This window comes from Stenotrophomonas sp. ATs4 (assembly GCF_051861585.1).
GTDB lineage: Bacteria > Pseudomonadota > Gammaproteobacteria > Xanthomonadales > Xanthomonadaceae > Stenotrophomonas > Stenotrophomonas maltophilia_AS.
On the sequence record NZ_JBLYPK010000002.1, the window covers coordinates 146,146 to 165,288 of the forward strand.

Annotated in this window: 17 protein-coding genes; 12 read left to right on the plus strand and 5 right to left on the minus strand. The window is 66.5% G+C overall.

The window, feature by feature from the left end; genetic code table 11:
• Positions 1-3 precede the first annotated feature (3 nt).
• The 3 genes from ABR323_RS03830 to ABR323_RS03840 all read left to right on the plus strand — a co-directional run bounded on the left by ABR323_RS03830 (position 4) and on the right by ABR323_RS03840 (position 3,719).
• Complete coding sequence (locus ABR323_RS03830; protein ID WP_439448582.1) at positions 4-630, plus strand: DNA-3-methyladenine glycosylase; 627 nt, start codon at positions 4-6, stop codon at positions 628-630.
• A gap of 113 nt (positions 631-743) precedes the next feature.
• Positions 744-2,453, plus strand: coding sequence for a sensor domain-containing diguanylate cyclase (locus ABR323_RS03835; protein WP_439448287.1), 1,710 nt, complete (start codon positions 744-746; stop codon positions 2,451-2,453).
• A gap of 105 nt (positions 2,454-2,558) precedes the next feature.
• Positions 2,559-3,719 (plus strand): M23 family metallopeptidase, encoded by a 1,161-nt coding sequence (locus ABR323_RS03840; protein WP_439448288.1) that lies wholly within the window; start codon positions 2,559-2,561, stop codon positions 3,717-3,719.
• Positions 3,720-3,724: 5 nt separating this feature from the next.
• Here ABR323_RS03840 and ABR323_RS03845 read toward each other — a convergent pair whose 3' ends face one another.
• The gene (locus ABR323_RS03845) at positions 3,725-5,668 is read right to left on the minus strand and encodes an ABC transporter permease (RefSeq protein WP_439448289.1); all 1,944 of its coding nucleotides are present in this window, start codon (positions 5,666-5,668) and stop codon (positions 3,725-3,727) included.
• 2 nt (positions 5,669-5,670) lie between these two features.
• On the minus strand, positions 5,671-6,852 hold the full coding sequence (locus tag ABR323_RS03850; protein WP_439448290.1) for an efflux RND transporter periplasmic adaptor subunit: 1,182 nt from the start codon (positions 6,850-6,852) through the stop codon (positions 5,671-5,673).
• A gap of 236 nt (positions 6,853-7,088) precedes the next feature.
• Here ABR323_RS03850 and ABR323_RS03855 point away from each other — a divergent pair, with 236 nt between their 5' ends.
• From ABR323_RS03855 to ABR323_RS03870, 4 genes are all read left to right on the plus strand, one after another.
• A complete protein-coding gene (locus tag ABR323_RS03855; protein WP_439448291.1) occupies positions 7,089-7,655 on the plus strand; it encodes a hypothetical protein in 567 nt (188 codons plus the stop codon).
• A gap of 53 nt (positions 7,656-7,708) precedes the next feature.
• Positions 7,709-8,425: a response regulator gene (locus ABR323_RS03860; RefSeq protein ID WP_135273808.1), complete on the plus strand. Its 717-nt coding sequence runs from the start codon at positions 7,709-7,711 to the stop codon at positions 8,423-8,425.
• A 3-nt stretch (positions 8,426-8,428) separates the two neighbouring features.
• Positions 8,429-9,505 (plus strand): ATP-binding protein, encoded by a 1,077-nt coding sequence (locus ABR323_RS03865; protein WP_439448292.1) that lies wholly within the window; start codon positions 8,429-8,431, stop codon positions 9,503-9,505.
• 216 nt (positions 9,506-9,721) lie between these two features.
• Positions 9,722-10,648 (plus strand): ABC transporter six-transmembrane domain-containing protein, encoded by a 927-nt coding sequence (locus tag ABR323_RS03870; RefSeq protein ID WP_439448293.1) that lies wholly within the window; start codon positions 9,722-9,724, stop codon positions 10,646-10,648.
• 93 nt (positions 10,649-10,741) lie between these two features.
• Here the strand turns inward: ABR323_RS03870 and ABR323_RS03875 are convergent, their stop codons facing one another.
• The gene (locus ABR323_RS03875) at positions 10,742-11,356 is read right to left on the minus strand and encodes a TetR/AcrR family transcriptional regulator (RefSeq protein WP_439448294.1); all 615 of its coding nucleotides are present in this window, start codon (positions 11,354-11,356) and stop codon (positions 10,742-10,744) included.
• Positions 11,357-11,525: 169 nt separating this feature from the next.
• On the opposite strand from ABR323_RS03875, the gene ABR323_RS03880 reads away from it, so the two are divergent.
• The 5 genes from ABR323_RS03880 to ABR323_RS03900 all read left to right on the plus strand — a co-directional run bounded on the left by ABR323_RS03880 (position 11,526) and on the right by ABR323_RS03900 (position 16,972).
• Positions 11,526-12,362 (plus strand): siderophore-interacting protein, encoded by an 837-nt coding sequence (locus ABR323_RS03880; RefSeq protein ID WP_439448295.1) that lies wholly within the window; start codon positions 11,526-11,528, stop codon positions 12,360-12,362.
• A gap of 198 nt (positions 12,363-12,560) precedes the next feature.
• Positions 12,561-14,738, plus strand: coding sequence for a TonB-dependent receptor (locus ABR323_RS03885; RefSeq protein ID WP_439448296.1), 2,178 nt, complete (start codon positions 12,561-12,563; stop codon positions 14,736-14,738).
• A gap of 52 nt (positions 14,739-14,790) precedes the next feature.
• Positions 14,791-15,090 carry a DUF3649 domain-containing protein gene (locus ABR323_RS03890; RefSeq protein ID WP_135273818.1) on the plus strand — a complete coding sequence of 100 codons (300 nt, stop codon included), beginning with the start codon at positions 14,791-14,793 and terminating at the stop codon, positions 15,088-15,090.
• Complete coding sequence (locus ABR323_RS03895) at positions 15,087-16,697, plus strand: PepSY-associated TM helix domain-containing protein (RefSeq protein ID WP_439448297.1); 1,611 nt, start codon at positions 15,087-15,089, stop codon at positions 16,695-16,697. Before ABR323_RS03890 ends, ABR323_RS03895 begins: the two co-directional genes overlap by 4 nt.
• Positions 16,694-16,972, plus strand: coding sequence for a DUF3325 domain-containing protein (locus ABR323_RS03900; RefSeq protein ID WP_439448298.1), 279 nt, complete (start codon positions 16,694-16,696; stop codon positions 16,970-16,972). The genes ABR323_RS03895 and ABR323_RS03900 overlap by 4 nt, the downstream gene beginning before the upstream one ends.
• Before the next feature lie 338 nt (positions 16,973-17,310).
• Here the strand turns inward: ABR323_RS03900 and ABR323_RS03905 are convergent, their stop codons facing one another.
• Together ABR323_RS03905 and ABR323_RS03910 are read right to left on the minus strand one after the other, a co-directional pair.
• Positions 17,311-18,399, minus strand: coding sequence for a DNA glycosylase AlkZ-like family protein (locus ABR323_RS03905; protein ID WP_439448299.1), 1,089 nt, complete (start codon positions 18,397-18,399; stop codon positions 17,311-17,313).
• Between the two features lie 104 nt (positions 18,400-18,503).
• On the minus strand, positions 18,504-19,088 hold the full coding sequence (locus tag ABR323_RS03910) for a TetR/AcrR family transcriptional regulator (RefSeq protein ID WP_439448300.1): 585 nt from the start codon (positions 19,086-19,088) through the stop codon (positions 18,504-18,506).
• Positions 19,089-19,143 lie beyond the last annotated feature (55 nt).

Genomic DNA, 19,143 nt, shown 5'->3' on the forward strand with positions numbered 1-19,143 from the left:
GCCGTGCCCGACGGGTTGCCCGACCATTGGAAAGTGCTTCCCCGCCGCTTCTACCAGCGCCCGTCCACCGATGTCGCGCCCGAGCTGCTCAACAAGCTGCTGGTGCGCAGCGATGGCCGCGCCGCGCGCATCGTCGAGGTCGAGGCCTATGCGGGCAGCGTGGACCCGGCAGCGCACTCGTACCGCGGACCAACGCCGCGCACCGCAAGCATGTTCGGCGAAGCCGGCCACCTGTACGTCTACTTCACCTATGGCATGCACTGGGGCAGCAACGTGGTCTGCGGTGAGATCGGCGAAGGCGTCGCTGTTCTGCTGCGCGCTGCCGAACCGTTGATGGGCCTGGAGCGCATGCGTGAGTGCCGACCGGCTGCCCGGCGTGATCACGATCTGGCCAGCGGCCCGGGCAAGCTCTCCCAGGCCTTCGGGCTGGACCGCAGCTTCGATGGCGCCGACCTGGTGACCGGAAACCAGGGGATCATCATTGCCAGCGACGGTACAACGCCACCGCTCGACCCGGTCGTCGGCCCCCGGATAGGCATCACGCGCGCCGTGGATTTTCCGTGGCGCTGGCATGTACGCGACCACCGTCACGTTTCGGTGCGCCCATCGCGTCCTGGGCAGAAACGTTGAGGCGAGCGCCTCACGTTGGCATCACCCGGTCGTGGCGATACATAACACCGTGCGCCCTAACGTAGGGCTCAACAGCCGCCGCACCCGCCCTCGCCACCCAGCCACGCCGTGCCATGGACGAAGCCGAACGACTGCTTGAAATCGACCGACTGCACCTGCTTGATACCCCACCCGAACCCGTGTTCGATGCGATCGTGGCTGCGGCCCGTGCCGCCACCGGCATGAGCATTGCATTGATCTCGGTGGTGGCCGACGAACGCCAGTGGTTCAAGGCCAACATCGGGCTGGAGGGCGTCAGCGGGACCGCACGCGAGATCTCGTTCTGCACGCATGCGATCCGGCAGGATGAACTGTTTGAAGTACCGGACGCGCGCCAGGATCCGCGTTTCTCCACCAACCCGCTGGTGACCGGCGGCCCGCGCATCCGCCATTACGCCGGTATACCGCTGGGCTCGGCGCATGGCGCCCGTATTGGAACACTCTGCCTTCTCGATGCAATGCCCGGCGTACTGTCGCCGTCGCAACGCGAATTGATGGTGCATCTTGCCCGGGTCACCACCCAGGTACTGGAGCAACGCAGCACATTGATGGCGCAGGTCGGCCAGGCGAAGGCACTGCATCGCGAGCTGAAGCGCAGCGAAGATTTCCTTGAGCGCACCAATCGGGCGGCGCGGGTGGGCGGCTGGGAGATGGACCTGGTCAGCAACGAAGTCCGCTGGACCCGTGAAACCAAGCAGATCCATGGCGTACGCGGCAACTTCGAGCCCACGCTCGACACCGCGTTGTCGTTCTATCGCGAAGACAGCCGCAGCATCATCCGCACGGCGGTGCAGCGCTGTGTCGAGGAAGGCACCTCGTGGGAAGTTCAACTACCAATGACCACCGCCGACGGGCGTGCCATCTGGACGCGGGTCGTCGGTGGACGGCAACAGGTTGATGGACACCCACGGCTGGTCGGCGCCATCCAGGACATCACCGAAGAGCGCGCCGCACTGGATGCGCTGGAAGCGAGCGAGACCCGTTACCGGCGGCTGTTCCACTACAGCCTGGGCCTGATCTGCACGCATACCCTGGATGGCACGCTGACCTCGGTCAACCCGGCGGCAGTGCAATCGTTGGGCTTCGAAGAACGCCAGATGATCGGTCGCAGCCTGTGCGACCTGATGCCGCCGGAAAAGCGCGAGGCGTTCAAGGCCTATCTGGCGCGCATCACGTCCAACCACACCGATGCCGGGGTGATCGAGCTGATCGCCGCTGACGGGGTGCGCCACTACTGGGCCTACCACAACGTGCTCGACAACGAGGCCAACCCACCCTACGTGCTTGGTCATGCGCAGGACGTCACCGCACTGCGGGCGCAGGAGCAGCAACTACGCGAGATGTCCTTCAAGGACCCGCTCACCCAAAGCTACAACCGACGCTTCCTGCCGCGCCTGGACGAACTGACCGACCGGCCATGGGCGTGCCTGATGTTCGATCTCGATCATTTCAAGCAGATCAACGACACCGAGGGCCATGCACGTGGTGACACGGTGCTGGTGGAGTTCACCGCCTTCCTGCGTGCACCGCTGGGCAAGGAGGAAAATGTGGTGCGGATGGGCGGCGACGAGTTCATGGTGGTGCTGACCGCCCCGGAACCGGGAAGGTTGGCCGCGTTGGAGCAGTGGTATGCGCAGCACGCCGAACAGTCACCCACGCCCTTCTCGCTGGGCGCGACCCACCACGCATCTGGCGAGACGGTGGCCGACACCCTCCAGCGCGCCGACAGCCGGCTGTACCGCGAGCGGGCACGCGTGCGGAAGCATCCCCGGCCGCCGGCCTGATATCGGCCGCAGTGCCCGGCTGGCAGCAATCCGCCCGTGTACCTGCGTCCCCGGTCTGGCGCTATGCTCGGCAGCGGCCACCTACGGCCCCCCTGGGGAACACGCATGACCCGCAGCATCCGCTTTGTCCTGCTGCTGTTGCTGCTTCCTTCGCTGGCCTTGCCGGCGCCCGTCCCTGCACCGGTCGAAGCGAGGGTGCCCTTTGCACCGACGCCCTTCATCGGCAGCGACGGCCTGCGCCATCTGGCTTACGAGCTGCACATCACCAACTTCTACGGCGACACCGGAGCCCTGCAGCCGCAGTCGCTGCAGGTGTTCGCCGACAACGCCGCAACGCCGCTGCTGACGCTCGACAGCCCTGCCCTGCGCGGGTGGGTGCGCCCGTTACCGGCCGACAATGTGGCCCTCAGCATTGCGCCGGGCAAGCGGCTGGTGGTCTTCCTGTGGCTGTCATTGCCGCCCACGGTGCCGGTTCCCCACACCCTGCGCCACCACATGCTGTTGGGTACCGAGCGCCAGGGCACCGTGCTGCTGGAGGGGGCCAGTGTGCAGATCAATCCAGCACCAGTGCTGGCACTCGGACCGCCACTGCAAGGTGGACGCTGGCTCGCGCATGAAGGACCGGGCGCAGCGCAGTCACATCACTGGGGCAGCCTGGTTGCGGTCAATGGCGATCTGACCATTCCACAGCGCTTCGCGCTTGATCTGGTGGGTGTGGACGAACAAGGCCGCGCGGTGCGACCCGATGCAAAGGATCTTCAGCACATCCGCCACCCGGACTGGGTGGGCTACGCGGCGCCTGTGCTGGCCGTAGCCGACGGCACTGTGCGTGCCATCCGTGACGGACAACCGGAGCATGCGCCGCTGACCCCGCAACCGGAGCCGGCATCGCTGTCCGCCGAAGGCTTGTTCGGAAATTACGTGGTGCTGGAAATCGCGCCAGATGTCTTCGCCAGCTATGCCCATCTGCGCGCCGGCAGCGTCAGCGTGAAACCCGGGCAGCGGGTCCAGCGCGGACAGGTGCTGGCCCAGCTCGGCCAATCTGGAAACTCAGGCGCACCTCACCTGCATTTCCAGCTTTCGGACAAACCGACCTTCGAAGGTTCCGAGGGCATTCCCTACGTGTTCCAGAACTTCGATTATCTGGGCCCGGAAAGCGAGGCGCAGCTGTTCGGTCAGGGCGATGCCTGGAAAGCGGCCGCGGCCGCGCCACGTGAACACCAGCTCCCTCTGAACGACATCGTCATCGCGTTCCCCGCCCACTAGCCAGGTCACTCCGCCGCCAGTGCCTGGATCGGGTCCAGCTGAGCCGCACTGCGCGCCGGGAAGTAACCGAAGCCCAAGCCAATGGCCGACGAGCAGGCCAATGCGGCCAGCACTGGCCCCGGCGTGAACAGGAACGGCACACCCAGTGACAGCACCCTGGACAAGGCGCCCACCCCGAACGCGAACAGCACACCCAGCACACCACCGAACAGGCAGATCAGCACCGCTTCGATCAGGAACTGGCGCAGGATATCGCCCTGCCGCGCGCCCACCGCCAGGCGCACGCCAATCTCCCGCACGCGCTCCTTCACCGACACCAGCATGATGTTCATCACGCCTACGCCGCCCACCACCAGCGCCACCGCAGCAATGGCCGAGACCAGCGCGGCCATGGTCTGGCTGGATTTCATCACCGCCTTGCGGATCTGATCGGCGTTGTAGATGAAGAAGTCACGCCGGCCATGCAGGCGTTGCAGTTCGGCCGCCAGCGAAGCCTCGGCCGCGGTGGTCGGCACGTTGTCGCGCACACGTACGGTAATGCTCTCCAGACGCTGGCTGCCCAACAGCCGTGAGGCCGCCGACGTGTACGGCACGTAGACCGTGGGCGTTGCGCCACCGGCAAAGGCGCTGGCACCAACCACCCCGATCACCTCCACCGGCATGCCGCCCAACAGCACCGTGCTGCCGATCGGGTTGCCGGTGAACAGCGCCTTGGCCGCCTTCTGGTCGACCACGCCCACTGCGCGATGCGCATCCACTTCGGCATCGGTGAAGAAACGGCCGGCCTTGAGCCGCAGCCCACGCACACGCGGCAGGTCGGCGCCCACGCCCAGTACCTGGGTGTTGGCACGGCGGCTGCCCTGCAGCGCCGCCACCGATCCGCTCAGATTGGGGCTGACGCTGTCCACATAGCTCAACGCGGCCAGATGATCGGCATCGCCCACCACCAGTGTTTCGATCTCCGCCGAGCGTGGATCACCGAAATCGGCGCCCGGGAAGATCTCCAGTGTGCTGGCGCCCAGTTCGTTGATCTGCGATTCGACCTGTGCCTGCGCGCCCTTGCCCAGTGCGACCACGGTCACCACGGCGGCCACGCCGATGATGATGCCGAGCATGGTCAGCAAGGTGCGCAGCCGATGGGCAAGCATCGAACGCACCGCCATCCGCGCGGCCTCTCGCACCGCATCCAGGCGGGCACGGCGTTCTGCGATGGGGGGCAGTACGCCTTCGGCTGTGGATGCCACCGGCACCACCACCCGGCCCCCTACGCCACGATCAGCGACCACCCGCCCGTCGGCGATCTCGATCACCCGGCCGGCATGCGCCGCGATCGCAGCGTCATGGGTCACCAGGATCACCGTGTGACCCTGCGAATGCAGGCGCTTCAGCTCGGCCATCACCTGCTGGCCACTGGCGTGATCGAGCGCGCCGGTGGGCTCATCGGCCAGCACGATGGCGCCGCCGTTCATCAGCGAACGCGCAATCGACACGCGCTGCTGCTGGCCGCCGGACAGCTGGCTCGGCCGGTTCGCGGTGCGTTCGCCCAACCCCAGCGCTTCCAGCAGCCCGCGTGCACGCGCAGTGCGCGCCTCCGCACCCACGCCCGCATAAACCGCCGGCAGCGCCACGTTCTCGGTCGCGCTCAGGTTTTCCATCAGGTTGTAGCGCTGGAAGATGAAGCCGAAGTACTCGCGGCGCAACCTTGCCAGCGCATCCGGCGGCATCTGTTCGGTGGCTTCGGCGTTCACGCGATAGCTGCCCTCGGTCGGCCTGTCCAGGCAGCCGAGGATGTTCATCAACGTGGATTTTCCCGAGCCCGACGGACCGATGATGGCAATGAACTCACCGGCGTCGATGCGCAGCGAGACATCCTTCAACACCACCACTTCACCCGCGGCCGAATGATAGGCGCGGGAGACGCTGCGCAGCTCCAGCAGAGCGTCGGCCATGCTCACATCCCCAACAGGCTGGCGGTTTCCGGCTCGGCGCCGCTGGGCGCCTGGCCGACCACCACGTTCTCACCGGCCTTCAGACCGGACAGGATCTGCACCGCCGTAGCCGTGCGCAGCCCTGTGCTGACCGCGCGTGCGGAGACACGGCCCTTGGCGTCGACCACCTGCACGGTGCCGTGGTTGCCGTCTTTGCCTTCGGATTCGGTCAATGCAGTCAACGGCACCTGCAGTGCGTTGGCGGCGCGTGCCAACTGCAGGGTGACCTTGACCGTCATCGATGGTTTCAGCTTCAGCCCCGGATTGGCCACATCGAACAGGCCGGCGTAGTACACCGCCTTGGGTGTCTGCGCTGAGCCACCCGCACTGCTGCTGGCAGCATCGGCAATCGTCGAAGGCGCAGGCTCCAGCTGCTGCAGATGGGATTCATAGCGACGGCCACTCGGTCCCAGTGTCGAAAACCACAGCGGTTGCCCGGGGGCGACCAGTTCCACGTCGGCCTCGGCGATCTCGGCACGTACGGTCATCGTATCCATCTGCGCCAGCATCACGATGGTCGGCGTGGTCTGCATGGAGTTCAAGGTCTGTCCGGCCTTGGTCACGATGGCCACGATGTAGCCGTCGCTGGGCGAGACGATGCGGGTATAGCCCAGGTTGATCCGCGCGGTCTCTACCTGGGTCACGGCCTGGTCGATCTGCGCCTGCAGCGCCGCCACGTCCGCGCGCGCGGCATCACGCGCCACCCGTGCGCCTTCGAACCCCTCCTGTGACACCAGCTGCGAGGCCACCAGTTGCGATTGACGCTCATACACGCGGCTGGCCTGCGCATAGCGGGCCTGGCTTGCGGCGTGCTGGGCATGCAGCGTACTGGTCGCCGCCTCAGCGCTGCGCAGCGCGATGCGCTGCGGCTGCGAGTCGACCTCGGCGATCAGGTCGCCGGCCTGCACGCGCTGACCCAGCGCCACATGCAGGCGCTTGACCTGGCCGGACACCTGCGCGCCCACCGCCACCAACTCTTTCGGGTTGACCCGGCCCACCGCCTGTACGGTCTTCTCCAGATCCGCAACCCTTGCCGGCGCAGTGATCAACGCGGCATCATCGCCGCCTGTGAATGCCCACCAGCCGGCGGTGCCTGCAACGGCAGCTACGGCCGCGGCAATGATCCAGGTCCTGCGGTTGTTCATTGAAACGCCCGGCTTCGGGCGGCCACCCAGTGCGACCGCTGAGGCCGCAGTCTGCGAGCCCGGAGTGGACGTTTCTTGGAGCCACTGTGGAGATTGCATGGAGACGCGGCCGCGGTTCAGGCGCGCCACCGCCGGCTGAATCGGGCTCTCCGCGTCCACGCAATCTCGACACAATCTCGACCAAGTCTCCATCAATGGAGGCTAGCCTCGGCACCCTTGTCGACTGCCTCCGCACCGTGCCCCCTCCCTATCCAGACCTGCCTTCGATCGACGTGCGTCGCGCCTATCTGGCCTGCTGCGCGCCTTCGCCTTGGCTGCTCGTGCTGGTGCTGGCCTCGACCAGCGCCTGGATGCTGGCCAGCCCGCATGCACTGCCGCCCCTGCTGGCGGGCTTCGGCGCGGCCGCACTGGTGTGGTTCCACAGCGATGGCCCCGGCCGTGTGAACCGCCTCGGGACGCCCGCTGCGCTGGTCATGATCGGCCTGGCGGCATGGTGGGCGACCCACCCGGCCAGCAGTACTCCGCTGCATCTGCTGATCATCGCTGCCGCCATACTGGTCTCCGCCCTGGCGGCGCTCCGTCTGCGCGCCGTCCTGCACATGGCAACGCGCCTGCAGGCGCGTGTGGATGCAACCGCGATGGCGGCACGCTGGATCAAGTTGCCCGCCGCGGTATCCGTACTCGCTGCACAGCAACTACTCAGCAAGGACCCGATGCAACCGTCATTGCATCGCACCCTGGTGCTGGCAACGCTGGCGTGGGCCGCCAATGAGGAAGCACAGGCCATGGAGCGCCGACGATGACGCTGCCCCTGCCGACGCACCTGCCCACTCTCTTTCCGAATCCGCAGCACCCCATGAAACACGATCTCCGCACCCGCCAACCGCCTCTGGTATTGATTGCCGAAGATGAAAGCGAGATCGCAGACATTCTCGGCGCCTACCTGGCCCGCTCCGGCCTGCGCAGTGCCCGTGCAGCCGATGGCGAGGCTGCCCTGGCCAGCCACCGCCAACTGCGCCCGGACCTGGTGCTGCTGGATGTGCAGATGCCGAAGCTGGATGGCTGGCAGGTTCTGAGTGAGCTGCGCCGGCGCGGCAACACGCCGGTGATCATGCTCACCGCGCTCGACCAGGACGTGGACAAGCTGACCGGACTGCGCGTCGGTGCCGACGACTACGTGGCCAAGCCGTTCAATCCAGCCGAGATCGTCGCCCGCATCCAGGCCGTGCTTCGGCGTAGCGCAAAGCCCATTGCAGACGAACCCAACGGGCTGATCCGCCAGGGGCCGTTCGAGATCGACCTGCGCAGCCACGAGGTCACCGTACGTACCGGGGACCATGTGCACGCGTTGAACTTCACGCTCACCGAGTTCCGCCTGCTGGTACATATGGCCCGTGCACCGCGTCAGGTGCACAGCCGGCTGGACCTGTTGCAGACCTGCCTGCCGGAGGGCGACGCCCAGGAACGCACCGTGGACAGCCACGTCAGCAAGCTGCGTCGCAAGCTGGAAGAAGTGGGCGTCATTGGCATTCCCGCCACCATTCGTGGCGTCGGCTACCGTTTCCTGGACTGAATGATGAATCCCAAGGGCAAGAGCATCGGTCGTCAGATCACGCTGTCCATCACCGTCGCCTCGTTGTGCTCCACGGTGCTGTCGATCAGTGGTTTCTACCTGTTCTACTACCTGATGGAGGTGTTCTATCCGCGCTGGTATGACGAGCCGGAGACCATCATGCCGTCCGGACTGGAATGGCTGTGGATCGGCTTGACCGCCTCGGTTGTCGCCATCTTCGCCACGCTGGTCGCCTCGCGCCTGACCCGGCGCATCATCACACCCTTGAACTCGGTGGCCGAGAGCCTTCGCAAGGTCGCCAGCGGCGACCTGGAGGCGCGTGCGCGTGACGGCGATACCTCGATGACCGAAGCGGCCACGCTGGTCAGCGACTTCAACTCCATGGCCGAGCGGCTGAGCCGGATGTCCGAGAACCGGGTGTTCTGGAACGCCGCGATCGCCCATGAACTGCGCACACCGATGACCATCCTGCGTGGCCGCCTGCAGGGTATCGCCGAGGGCGTGTTCGAGCCCGGACCGGAGCAGTTCAACAGCATGCTCACCCAGCTGGAGGGCCTGACCCGCATCATCGAGGACCTGCGCGTGGTCAGTCTGGCCGAAAGCGGCCACCTTGATCTGCGCCTGCAGCGCAGCGACGTCAGCATACAGGTGGCGGCAGTGGTGGAAGCGATGTCCGAGGCGCTGACCGACAGTGATTTCTCGGTGACATTGGACGCGCGGCCGTCACTGGCCGATTGCGATCCAGCGCGCATCCGCCAGGCGGTGCTGGCACTACTGGAGAATGCACGACGGCATGCCATTCCATGCCCGCTGCGGGTAGCCGTCACGCTGGCCGAGGGTCATTGCACCGTGGCCGTAGAGGATGGCGGCCCCGGCGTGCCGGACGAACTGCGCGACAGCATCTTCGAAGCCTTCCAGCGCACCGATGTCTCGCGTTCGAGGCAGAGTGGTGGTTCCGGGCTCGGTCTGGCGGTGGTGCGTGCGATTGCCGTGGCCCATCACGGAACAGCACAGTGCCGGGCCACCGAACGCGGCGGCAGTTCCTTCGAAATCCGCTGGCCGGTGCATGCGCGTCGTTGAAAATTGCGCCAGCGCCAACCAAGGTTGGCGACTACCACGGCTCTGGTAGTTGCCCACCTGGGTGGGCACCACGCGCGTCGCTGAACGGCTCCGGTTTCTCCACGCAATCTCCATCGTCCCTCCATGCCCACTCCAAAGGGCTGCCGATACTGGGCGCGACCCGGGAGATGGCAGGCATCCGTCCCCTGCCCTGTCCCCGACCCACCCAGGCATCCCATGAAACATCCCCACGATCCAGCGGCCGCCGCCGGCAGCATCGGCCAGCAGAATGCTGCCGCCACGCTGAAGGCCATCCTTCGCACCTACCCGTGGCAGCTCGCCGGCACGTTCTCGCTGGTGGCGCTGGAAAACGCGCTGCTGCTGGCCTATCCGCTGTTCGCTGGCTTCGCAGTGGACGCGATCATCCGCGGCGATATCGGCCATGCCATCTCCTACGCCGGCGTGGTGCTGCTGTTCTGGCTGGTCGGCGCGGCCCGCCGTGCGGTCGATACCCGTACCTTCACCCGCATCTACGCCGACCTGGCGGTGAACGTGGTGCAGGCACAGCGCCGTTTGGGCCAGGCCACCTCCACCTCGGCGGCCCGCGTCGTGCTGGCCCGCGAGTTCGTGGACTTCTTTGAAAAGCACGTGCCCATCATCGCCACTGCACTGGTATCCATGTTCGGTGCAGCGGCCATGCTGCTCGTGATTGAACCGCTGGTCGGCGGTGCTGCTCTCATCGCACTGTTCGGCGCTCTCCTGCTGCTGCCGTCGTTCGCGCGCCGCAACGAGCAGTTGCATGGGCGCCTCAACAATCGGTTGGAACATGAGATCCGCCTGGTCGACCGGGTCAGTCCGTCGGTGCTGCGCCGTCACTACACCACGTTGTCGCGCTTGCGCATCCTGTTGTCTGATCGCGAAGCCGGTGCCGTCCTGGCCGTGGGCGCGACGGCAGCGGCCCTGTTCGCGCTGACCATCGGCCGCCTCGCCACCACCGATGGCGTTACCCCCGGTCACGTTTATGCGGTGATGACCTATCTCTGGACCTTTGCCGGCAGCCTGGACGATGCACCGTCAATGGTGGATCAGCTCGCGCGGCTGAAGGACATCGGCCGGCGAGTCAGCCCGGGGATGGGCGATGCGGAGCACAAGGACGCCGCGTGACCGGTCGATGCCCACCTTGGTGGGCACCGACACGCCGCGGCGCCAACCAAGGTTGGCGACTACCCGGGCAACGGCGCCAACCAGAATTGGCGGTTACCTCGCGGCTGCCGTGCGCCCACACATGGCCAAGGCACCGATGATCAATGCCTGCATGCTGCGATCAAACTCGGCCTCCTGCACCACCCGATCCAGTGGCCGACGCGTGGTGTCCACGACGGCATGCCGCGAGTACACGGTGTCGGCCAGCGCCACGGCATGGTAGGCCACGGTCGACAGCAACCACGCTGCCTGTTCCTGCGGTAGATCATGCACACGGCTGAACTCGGCATGGTGGCACTGGATGCGCGCCACCATCTCCGGCGTCTTCGCACCGTGGCTCACCAGGAACGGGGCCAACCCAGGGTTCTCGTCCACAAGCATCCGTAGTGAACGCTGGAACGCGCAGAGATCCTCGTTGAGGCCGCGTCCCGCACCGGCATCCAGCGGCGGTGCCTGCCAGCGCTCGAAGATCGCTTCAGCCACCAGCTCGCGCAGCGCCGCCAGATTCGACACATGCTTGTACAGCGCGATGTGGCTGACCCCCAGCGCTGCTGCCACGCCCACGAAGCTCAACCCCGGCAGGGTCATCGCGATGCCAGCGTCGGCGATACGCTCTCGGGTGATGGTGGGCGGTCGCCCACGGGCAGCGGTCTTCTTCGGTGCAGCCATGCTGTTGCGGTTCCTGCGCGGCGCGCTGGCAAGGCCTGTCATGGTGGTCTGCGGCAACGCAATGGTCAACGCGCTGCATACGCTTCCATCAGGCCTGGGTTGCGGGGCGATCAATTTAGTTTACTATGATGTAACTAATTCGCATTCGCAGCCTTCTGGATCGTTGTCGATGTCCGCGTCCACCCTTCCCACCACCCCGGCCGGGCCGCTGCGCGGCGCAGACCACGACCGTGGCCTGCAGGCGCTTCGCGTCCACGTGGTTGACGTCACCCAGTCCTGCACCAGCCTGCTCCGGCTGGTCGTACAGCTGCCACCACAGGCCGAGCTTGCGCCCTGGCAGCGTGCCAACACCGCCGTGCGCATCCAGCTGGGTGCCGCGTTCGGCGATGTGTCACGGATCTACACCGTGCGCAGCGTCGACGCGCAGACGCGCCGTTTCACGATGGACGTGGTGCTGCACGAGGCACCGGGGCCGATGCTGACCTGGGTGCGTGCACTGCAGCCCGGCGACGCCTTCGATCTCACCGGTCCGCGCCCGCATCTGCAGGTGCCGCATCGCGAGGGCAGCGTTGCCCTGCTGTTCGTCGATCAGAGCGCCCTCCCCGCGCTGTTTGCGCTGCTGCAGCAGTGGCCCGGAGGCCTTCGTGCGCGGGCCTGGATCGCTTCGGATGATCCCTTCCCGGTAGACGAACTGCCCGCCGTCGAGGGCGTCTGCGTGCAGCGTCTGGCCACGGGCGCGACGCCCTTGCTGCAGCAGGCACGCCGGTTGCACATGGGGGCGAACAGCACCGTCTGGGCCGCCGGCGAGCGCGAGGAAATGCGCGCCCTGCGCCGCCACTTCATCGAAACGGTCGGACTGCCGCGCACCGACGTCGCCGTGGCCGGGTACTGGAAACGCGGCGAGACCACCACCGAAACCGACCAGCGCCGCCGTCGCAACTACGAGCATGTGCTGGCGCGCGGCGGCGGCCTGCAGGACCTCGACGACCTCGCCGACGACATCTGAGCCAACGCTCTCGGCAGCAACAGACACAACACCTCGCACCACCCAGCCACAGATCGCCAAAGCACCTCGCGTGCAGCCTGCCCCAGCGGCAGTGCCGTGCCCTCTGCCAGCCATTCCACAGCCTGCGTCGTCCTGCCTCTGCAGGTCATCGACGGCGCCGTGCTGGCCGATCGCACGACCCACCACACGAGAACTGCCATGTCCCTCCCCACCCGAATCCTGCCCTCCCCACGCCGCACGACCTTATCTCTGGCCGCGCAGGCAGCGCTGCTGCCGGCGTTGCTGCTCGCCCCGTTCGCCCATGCAGAGGAAGCCGCCGATGGCGCCCGCCAGCTGCCTACGGTGAACGTACGCGCCGACAAGACCGCGCCTACCGATGCCTATGCCGGAGGCCAGGTTACCCGCGGCAGCCGTGTCGGCCTGCTCGGCGAGCTCGACTTCATGGACACTCCGTTCAACACCACCCGTTACACCGCCGGGTTCATCGAGAACATCCAGGCACCGGATCTGGTACGGGTGATCGCGCTGACCGACCCCAGCGTCTACAACAGTGGATCCAGCGGCGGCATCACCGATTACTTCAACATCCGTGGCTTCGGAGTCGCCTCGTCGGATATCGGATTCGGCGGACTCTACGGCCTGATCCCCTATTACCGCGTCACCCCCGAACTGGCCGAGAGCATCGAAGTGCTCAAGGGGCCATCGGCGCTGCTCAACGGCATGCCGCCAGGCGGCTCGGTGGGCGGCGCGGTAAACCTGGTGCCCAAGCGCGCGGGCGATACGCCATTGACCCGCTTCACGGCCAGCTACAGCAGCGACGCGCAGTTCGGCGGTCATCTGGATGTGGGTCGTCGCTTTGGCGCGCAGCGGCAGTTCGGCGTGCGCCTCAATGCCATGCATCGCGATGGCGACACCGCCACCGACCACCAGCAGCACAAGACGCAGCTGGCATCGCTGGGCCTGGATTGGCGTGGAGAGCGCTCGCAGGTTTCGCTGGACCTGTTCAGCAGCCGTGACCATGTGGATGGCCTCAATCGTGGCGTTTCGCTGGCGCCCGGCCTGGCCGTGCCCCGCCCACCGAAGGCCAGCACCCTGTTCGCACCGGATTGGACCTTCAGCAACGTCAAGGACTCGGCCGCCGCGCTGCGCTGGTCGTTCGACATCAATGACCACCTGCAGGCGCACGCAAGCTACGGCCACGGCCATACCAACTTCGATTCCATCGCCAGTGCCACCACGCTGATCACCAACACCGCCGGCGACTTCCGCAACAACTTCGCCCACCAGCGCTTCATCTACAGCAAGGACACCGCCGAAGCCGGCCTCTCGGCACGCTTCCGCACCGGCGCGGTCGATCACGCACTGGCGATCAGCGCCGCCTGGTACCAGCACGACCAGAAATTCGGCTTCAAGCGCAATCTGCTGGCCCGCGACTGGGTGACCAACCTGTACGACCCACAGTGGGGCCCGGCCATCGATCGCAGCTTCAGTGATGCGTCGCTGCCGAAGACCGCGGAAGTGCGTACCACCAGCTTCGGCATCGCCGACACGTTGTCCTTCATCGACGATCGCGTGCAGCTGACCCTGGGCATCCGTCACCAGACCGTGCTCAGCGACACCTTCGACGGCAGCACCGGCAAGCGCACCGCACGCTACGACGCCAGCGCCAACACCCCGGCCGGTGCACTGCTGTTCAAGGCCAGCGATCGCCTGTCGGTGTACGCAAATTACATTGAAGGCCTGAGCCAGGGCAGCACCGCCCCGGTCAGCGCAGCGAATGCGGGCGAAGTGTTCCCGCCGTTCAAGACCCGCCAGCGCGAGGTCGGTGCCAAGTTCGACTTCGGCAGTCTGGCCAGTGCATTGAGCGTGTACGAGATCGAAAAGCCCGGCTCCTATACCGACCCGACTACCAATGTGTTCTCGTTCGGCGGCCAGCAGCGCAACCGTGGCGTGGAATGGACCGTGTTCGGCCAGGCCACCGAACAGCTGCGCGTGCTGGGTGGCATCGGCTGGCTGCAGCCGAAGCTGACCCGCACCCAGGGCGGCATCAACGAAGGCCGACTGGCGACGGCCACACCGCAATGGCAGGGCAAGCTGGGCGTCGAATGGGACGTGCCGGCCGTGACCGGCCTCACCCTCACCGGCAACGCGGTCAGCCTGTCCAAGGGCTACATCAATGCCGACAACAGCCAATGGGTGGCGGGCCGCACCGTGTTCGATCTCGGCGCCCGCTATGCAACACAGGCGGCCGGCCATCCGCTGCTACTGCGCGCCACCGTGCAGAACGTGACCAACAAGGCGTACTGGGCGGGCAGCCTCGGCTCCGGCCTGGGCACGCCACGCACCGCCCTGCTGTCGGCCACCGTCGATTTCTGATCCTCGTTTCAAGGGCACCACGCCATTGCGCGTGGTGCCCTGGAGAAGTGCTTTGACCGTTTCCCGTACCGCTTCCGTACTGGCCTGGCTGCCCCTGGTCTCACGCATCATCGCCGCATTGTTCGGCGGCTATGCGCTGGCCGCACTGAGCAGCATCGCCGCACTGGCGCTACCCATCGATGGTCGCCAGGCCGTGTTCACCGGCATGCTGGCCAGCTTCCTGCTGTACGCCGGCGCCGTGGTCTGGGTGTTCGCGGTGCGCTCGGCGCGGCGCGCATGGATCGGGCTGATCGTGATCGCCCTGCCACTGTGGCTGGTCGCGCAAACGGTCGGCCAGGGAGCGGGCGCATGAGCAAGGCCGATCGCACCCCGAAGCCACGCGGGATCCGCCAGACCATGTCCGACCTGCATATCTGGGTTGGCCTGCTGGCCGGCTGGATCCTGTACGCGATGTTCCTCACCGGCACCGCCAGCTACTTCCGCGACGAGCTGTCCCGCTACACTCGCCCTGAAATCGCCACGCCGTCCACGTTGCCGGAGGCCGCGATGGTCGCGCAGCGCACGGTCTCCAACCTGATGGCCGATGCACCGGCAGCCAGCCAGATCAACCTGAGCCTGCCAAGTACGCGCATGCCCTGGGTGTCGGCGATGTGGGCCAGCCCGGGTGGGCGCGGCCGACATGGTTTCGATTCGGGCCTGTTCGATGCCAGCACGGGTGCGCCGTTGCAGGCGCGGGATACCGGCGGTGGCGACTTCTTCTATGCCTTCCACTTCAATCTGCACTACATGCCAGCGATGTGGGGTCGCTGGATCGTCGGCGTCTGCGCGATGTTCATGCTGGTGGCCATCGTCAGCGGCGTGATCACCCACAAGAAGATCTTCGCCGACTTCTTCACCTTTCGCTGGGGCAAGGGCCAGCGCTCGTGGCTGGATGGTCACGCGGCGCTGTCGGTGCTCGGCCTGCCCTTCCATTTCATGATCACCTGGAGTGGCCTGGTGATGCTGGCAGTGCTGTACATGCCGTGGGGCCTGGCCAAGCTGCCGGACAAGCGCCAGCAGGCCGAGGTAGTCAGCGAGATGCGCTTGTTCCTGCCGCCTCAGAAGGCCGCCGGCCACGCCGCTCCACTTACGGACATCGGCGCACTGGTGAGACAGGCCGAACAGCGCTGGGGAACCGGCACGGTAGGCAGCGTGCAGGTACAGAACCCCGGCGACGAGAACGCACGCGTGGCTGTGGTGCGTGCGCAGTCCAGCCGCGTTTCGACCACGCCGAACTACCTGATGTTCGATGGCAGCGATGGGCAACTACTGCAGATCAAGGAGCGCTCGGGCGTCGCCGCTGATACCCAGGGCGTGCTGTATGGCCTGCACCTGGGGCGCTTTGCCGACGCCGCCCTGCGCTGGCTGTACTTCGTCGTCAGCCTTGCCGGTACCGCCATGGTCGGTACCGGGCTGGTGCTGTGGACGGTGAAGCGCCGCACCCAGCTGCCCGACCCGCAACGGCCCTACTTCGGCTTCCGGCTGGTGGAGCGGCTCAACATCGCCTCGGTGGCTGGCCTGTCGGTGGCGATGGCGGCCTATCTGTGGGCGAACCGGCTGCTGCCGACTGCCATGGATGGGCGCCCGGCGTGGGAGGTGCATGTGTTCTTCCTGGCCTGGGCGGCGATGTTCGTGCATGCCACGCTGCGCACACCCAAGCGTGCGTGGATCGAACAGTTCGTGCTGGGCGCGTTGCTGTTGGCGCTGTTGCCTTTGCTGACGGCGATGACGACGGCACATCCGTTGTGGCGCACCTTGGCCGCAGGTGATTGGGCGTTTGCCGGTACCGACCTGACCCTGCTGGCATTAGCCGTTCTGCATGCGTTGCTGGCGTGGCGCACCTGGAAGCACGCGCCGAAGGTGAAGCGCGCACGCCCGCCGGCCGCAACACGCACTGCAGCACCGGAGGCCAGCGCATGATCCACGTCATTCTGTTTGTGCTGTCACTGGCCGCGTTCGGTTGCCTGGCGCTGGCGATGGAGCGCCATCAGCGCGATGTGTTGCGTCGTGTGTTGAGCGCGCAGGCCGTCCAACAACTGCGCGCAGTCGGCTGGGCGCTTCTGGTGTTCACTGCGGTGCTGGCCATGCGCGGGCTGGGCGTCGGCTTCGGTCTGGCCGCGCTGTCCGGTCACACCAGCGTCGCCGCTGGCGCGGTGGTGCTGGCGATGGTGGCGCATGGGCGGTGGAATCGGTAGATGCCCACCTTGGTGGGCACCGGTGGAAGGCCGCGCCAACCAAGGTTGGCGACTACCAGGCCTGAGCACCGTTGCTTTGGTAGATGCCCACCTTGGTGGGCACCAGTGGAGGCCAGCGCCAACCAAGGTTGGCGACTACCAGGCCTGAGCAGCGTTGCTCCGGTAGATGCCCACCTTGGTGGGCACCGGTGGAAGGCCGCGCCAACCAAGGTTGGCGACTACCAGGCCTGAGCAGCGTTGCTTTGGTAGATGCCCACCTTGGTGGGCACCGATGGAAAGCGGCGCCAACCAAGGTGGGCGACTACCAGGAGCGATCGATACCAATGCGCCGCTCAGCGTTACAGAAACTCCGCCATGCGTTGCAGCTCGTCGTCCAACGCGCCACGAAATACCTTGTCGCGCGCCAGCGACTTGCCGGCATAGCCCACACTCGATGCCAACTCACCGTCGCGCACGCTGAGATTGGCCCAGCCCACCACCTGGTCGTGCCACAGCACCGGCAGCGCGTAGTAGCCGTACTGGCGCTTCGGCGCAGGCGTATAGGCCTCAAACTTGTACACCCATCCCCACAGCAGCTCGAAGCGGCGGCGGTCCCACACCACTGGATCGAACGGTGCCAGCAGGCGCACCTGTTCGTCCGGCGCATGGCGGCGCGAACGCGGATTCTCGTCCACGGGCCAGTACCAGGTGGTGCCCTCCACCGTGCAGCTGGCCAGCTGCTGCTTGGCCAACGCCAATGCCTGCCGGGTCTGCTCGGCCAGATGCGGTGCGCCATAGCCCAGCAGGCGCACCAGATAGGTCAGGCTGGCCGACGGCAGCGGTGCGTACTTGCGCACCACCAGATCGATCAGGGCGGCAGCACGTTCGATCTGCGCCTGCTCGCTGGCATCCGGCTCGACATGCTCGGCCACCGCATAGATGCGGGTGCCACTGTCGCGCCGCTGCACGCGCAGCAGGCCGCGGTAGTGCATGCCGTCCAGCAGATGGGTGCTGGCATTGCTGGTGCCGCCCCAGTAATTGGTCACCCGTCCATGCGCGAACGCCTGGTCTACCTCACGCGGGTGAACGCTGCCGCGCTCGCGCACGAAGGTAAGCACGTCGGCCGCGCGGCGATGGGTCTCGGCGTCCCACTCGCGCTTGGACACGCGCGGGTGCATCAGTGCCAGATGCTCACGCGGCAGGAAGCCGTAGTTCACCAGGCAATCCTCTTCCACCGGCAGACGGGTATAGCGGCGCTCAAGATCGCCTGCGCGGTAATCCTTCACCCGGTGCCGCAGGGTCAGATCCTGCGCGCGAGCGGGCGCCCGGATCGGGTCGGCCTGCACGAAGCCCAGACGTCGTATCGCGGTCAGCAGCGTGGTCGGCTTGAACAGGGTGCGCGCCACCGCGTAGCGGCGAAGATCATCGAGAGTAGGCGTGGCAGGCATGGCCGCATTGTATTCTCGACACTACGCGATCCGTCCAGTAGAGCCAGGCCATGCCTGGCTGGCGTCATGGTGAACGGCCAGGATCATCCACGCATGGCGTGGATCTACCGAAGCGCCGACACCTCCAGCGAACCGATCACCAGCGCCCGCATGCCCTGCTTGAACTCGGTGATCACCTGCCCTTCTTCGTCGTCCGCAATCGCGTAGATCGTGTCTGCGCCGGCGATGCAATAGAAGGCGATCGTGGCCAGCAGCCAGCGCGCCTTGTCCACCGGCAGGCCGAACACATCAGCGACGTGTGCCTGATGCGAGGCGATCTTTTCCAGCATCGGCGCGGTCGCCACCGTGCGCCGCAGCAGGTACGGCGGCAGCCCGGGATGTGCCTTCACCACCTCGCACAGTGACTGCACGAACCCCATGAGGTAGGCCTCCAGGCTGCCCGGCGCATCGCCCGACGCGCGCGGAATCTGCCAGCGCTGGAACACCGCCTCCGCCACCAGGCGCTTCAACGCCTCCAGGTTGGCCACGCGCTTGTACAGCGCCGCCTGGGTCACCGCCAGTTCGGCGGCCACGTTGGCCATGGTCAGATTGGGCAGGCCCAGGCGGATGCCGATGTCGGCCAGGCGCTCCGGGGTGATGGTGGGCGGGCGGCCACGGGTCGGCGCCGTTGGATCGGGGTGCGTGCTCATACGTTGCGTGCTCATACCCTGCTGAGGGTGCCAGTAAAGGGACCCTCTTGTCCGC

Bases quoted from the DNA above. Each gene is read 5' to 3' on its own strand.
- ABR323_RS03835 (WP_439448287.1), top strand. From the start codon at position 744: ATGGACGAAGCCGAACGACTGCTTGAAATCGACCGACTGCACCTGCTT.
- ABR323_RS03840 (WP_439448288.1), top strand. From the start codon at position 2,559: ATGACCCGCAGCATCCGCTTTGTCCTGCTGCTGTTGCTGCTTCCTTCG.
- ABR323_RS03845 (WP_439448289.1), bottom strand. From the start codon at position 5,668: ATGGCCGACGCTCTGCTGGAGCTGCGCAGCGTCTCCCGCGCCTATCAT.
- ABR323_RS03850 (WP_439448290.1), bottom strand. From the start codon at position 6,852: ATGAACAACCGCAGGACCTGGATCATTGCCGCGGCCGTAGCTGCCGTT.
- ABR323_RS03860 (WP_135273808.1), top strand. From the start codon at position 7,709: ATGAAACACGATCTCCGCACCCGCCAACCGCCTCTGGTATTGATTGCC.
- ABR323_RS03865 (WP_439448292.1), top strand. From the start codon at position 8,429: ATGAATCCCAAGGGCAAGAGCATCGGTCGTCAGATCACGCTGTCCATC.
- ABR323_RS03870 (WP_439448293.1), top strand. From the start codon at position 9,722: ATGAAACATCCCCACGATCCAGCGGCCGCCGCCGGCAGCATCGGCCAG.
- ABR323_RS03875 (WP_439448294.1), bottom strand. From the start codon at position 11,356: ATGGCTGCACCGAAGAAGACCGCTGCCCGTGGGCGACCGCCCACCATC.
- ABR323_RS03880 (WP_439448295.1), top strand. From the start codon at position 11,526: ATGTCCGCGTCCACCCTTCCCACCACCCCGGCCGGGCCGCTGCGCGGC.
- ABR323_RS03885 (WP_439448296.1), top strand. From the start codon at position 12,561: ATGTCCCTCCCCACCCGAATCCTGCCCTCCCCACGCCGCACGACCTTA.
- ABR323_RS03895 (WP_439448297.1), top strand. From the start codon at position 15,087: ATGAGCAAGGCCGATCGCACCCCGAAGCCACGCGGGATCCGCCAGACC.
- ABR323_RS03900 (WP_439448298.1), top strand. From the start codon at position 16,694: ATGATCCACGTCATTCTGTTTGTGCTGTCACTGGCCGCGTTCGGTTGC.
- ABR323_RS03905 (WP_439448299.1), bottom strand. From the start codon at position 18,399: ATGCCTGCCACGCCTACTCTCGATGATCTTCGCCGCTACGCGGTGGCG.
- ABR323_RS03910 (WP_439448300.1), bottom strand. From the start codon at position 19,088: ATGAGCACGCACCCCGATCCAACGGCGCCGACCCGTGGCCGCCCGCCC.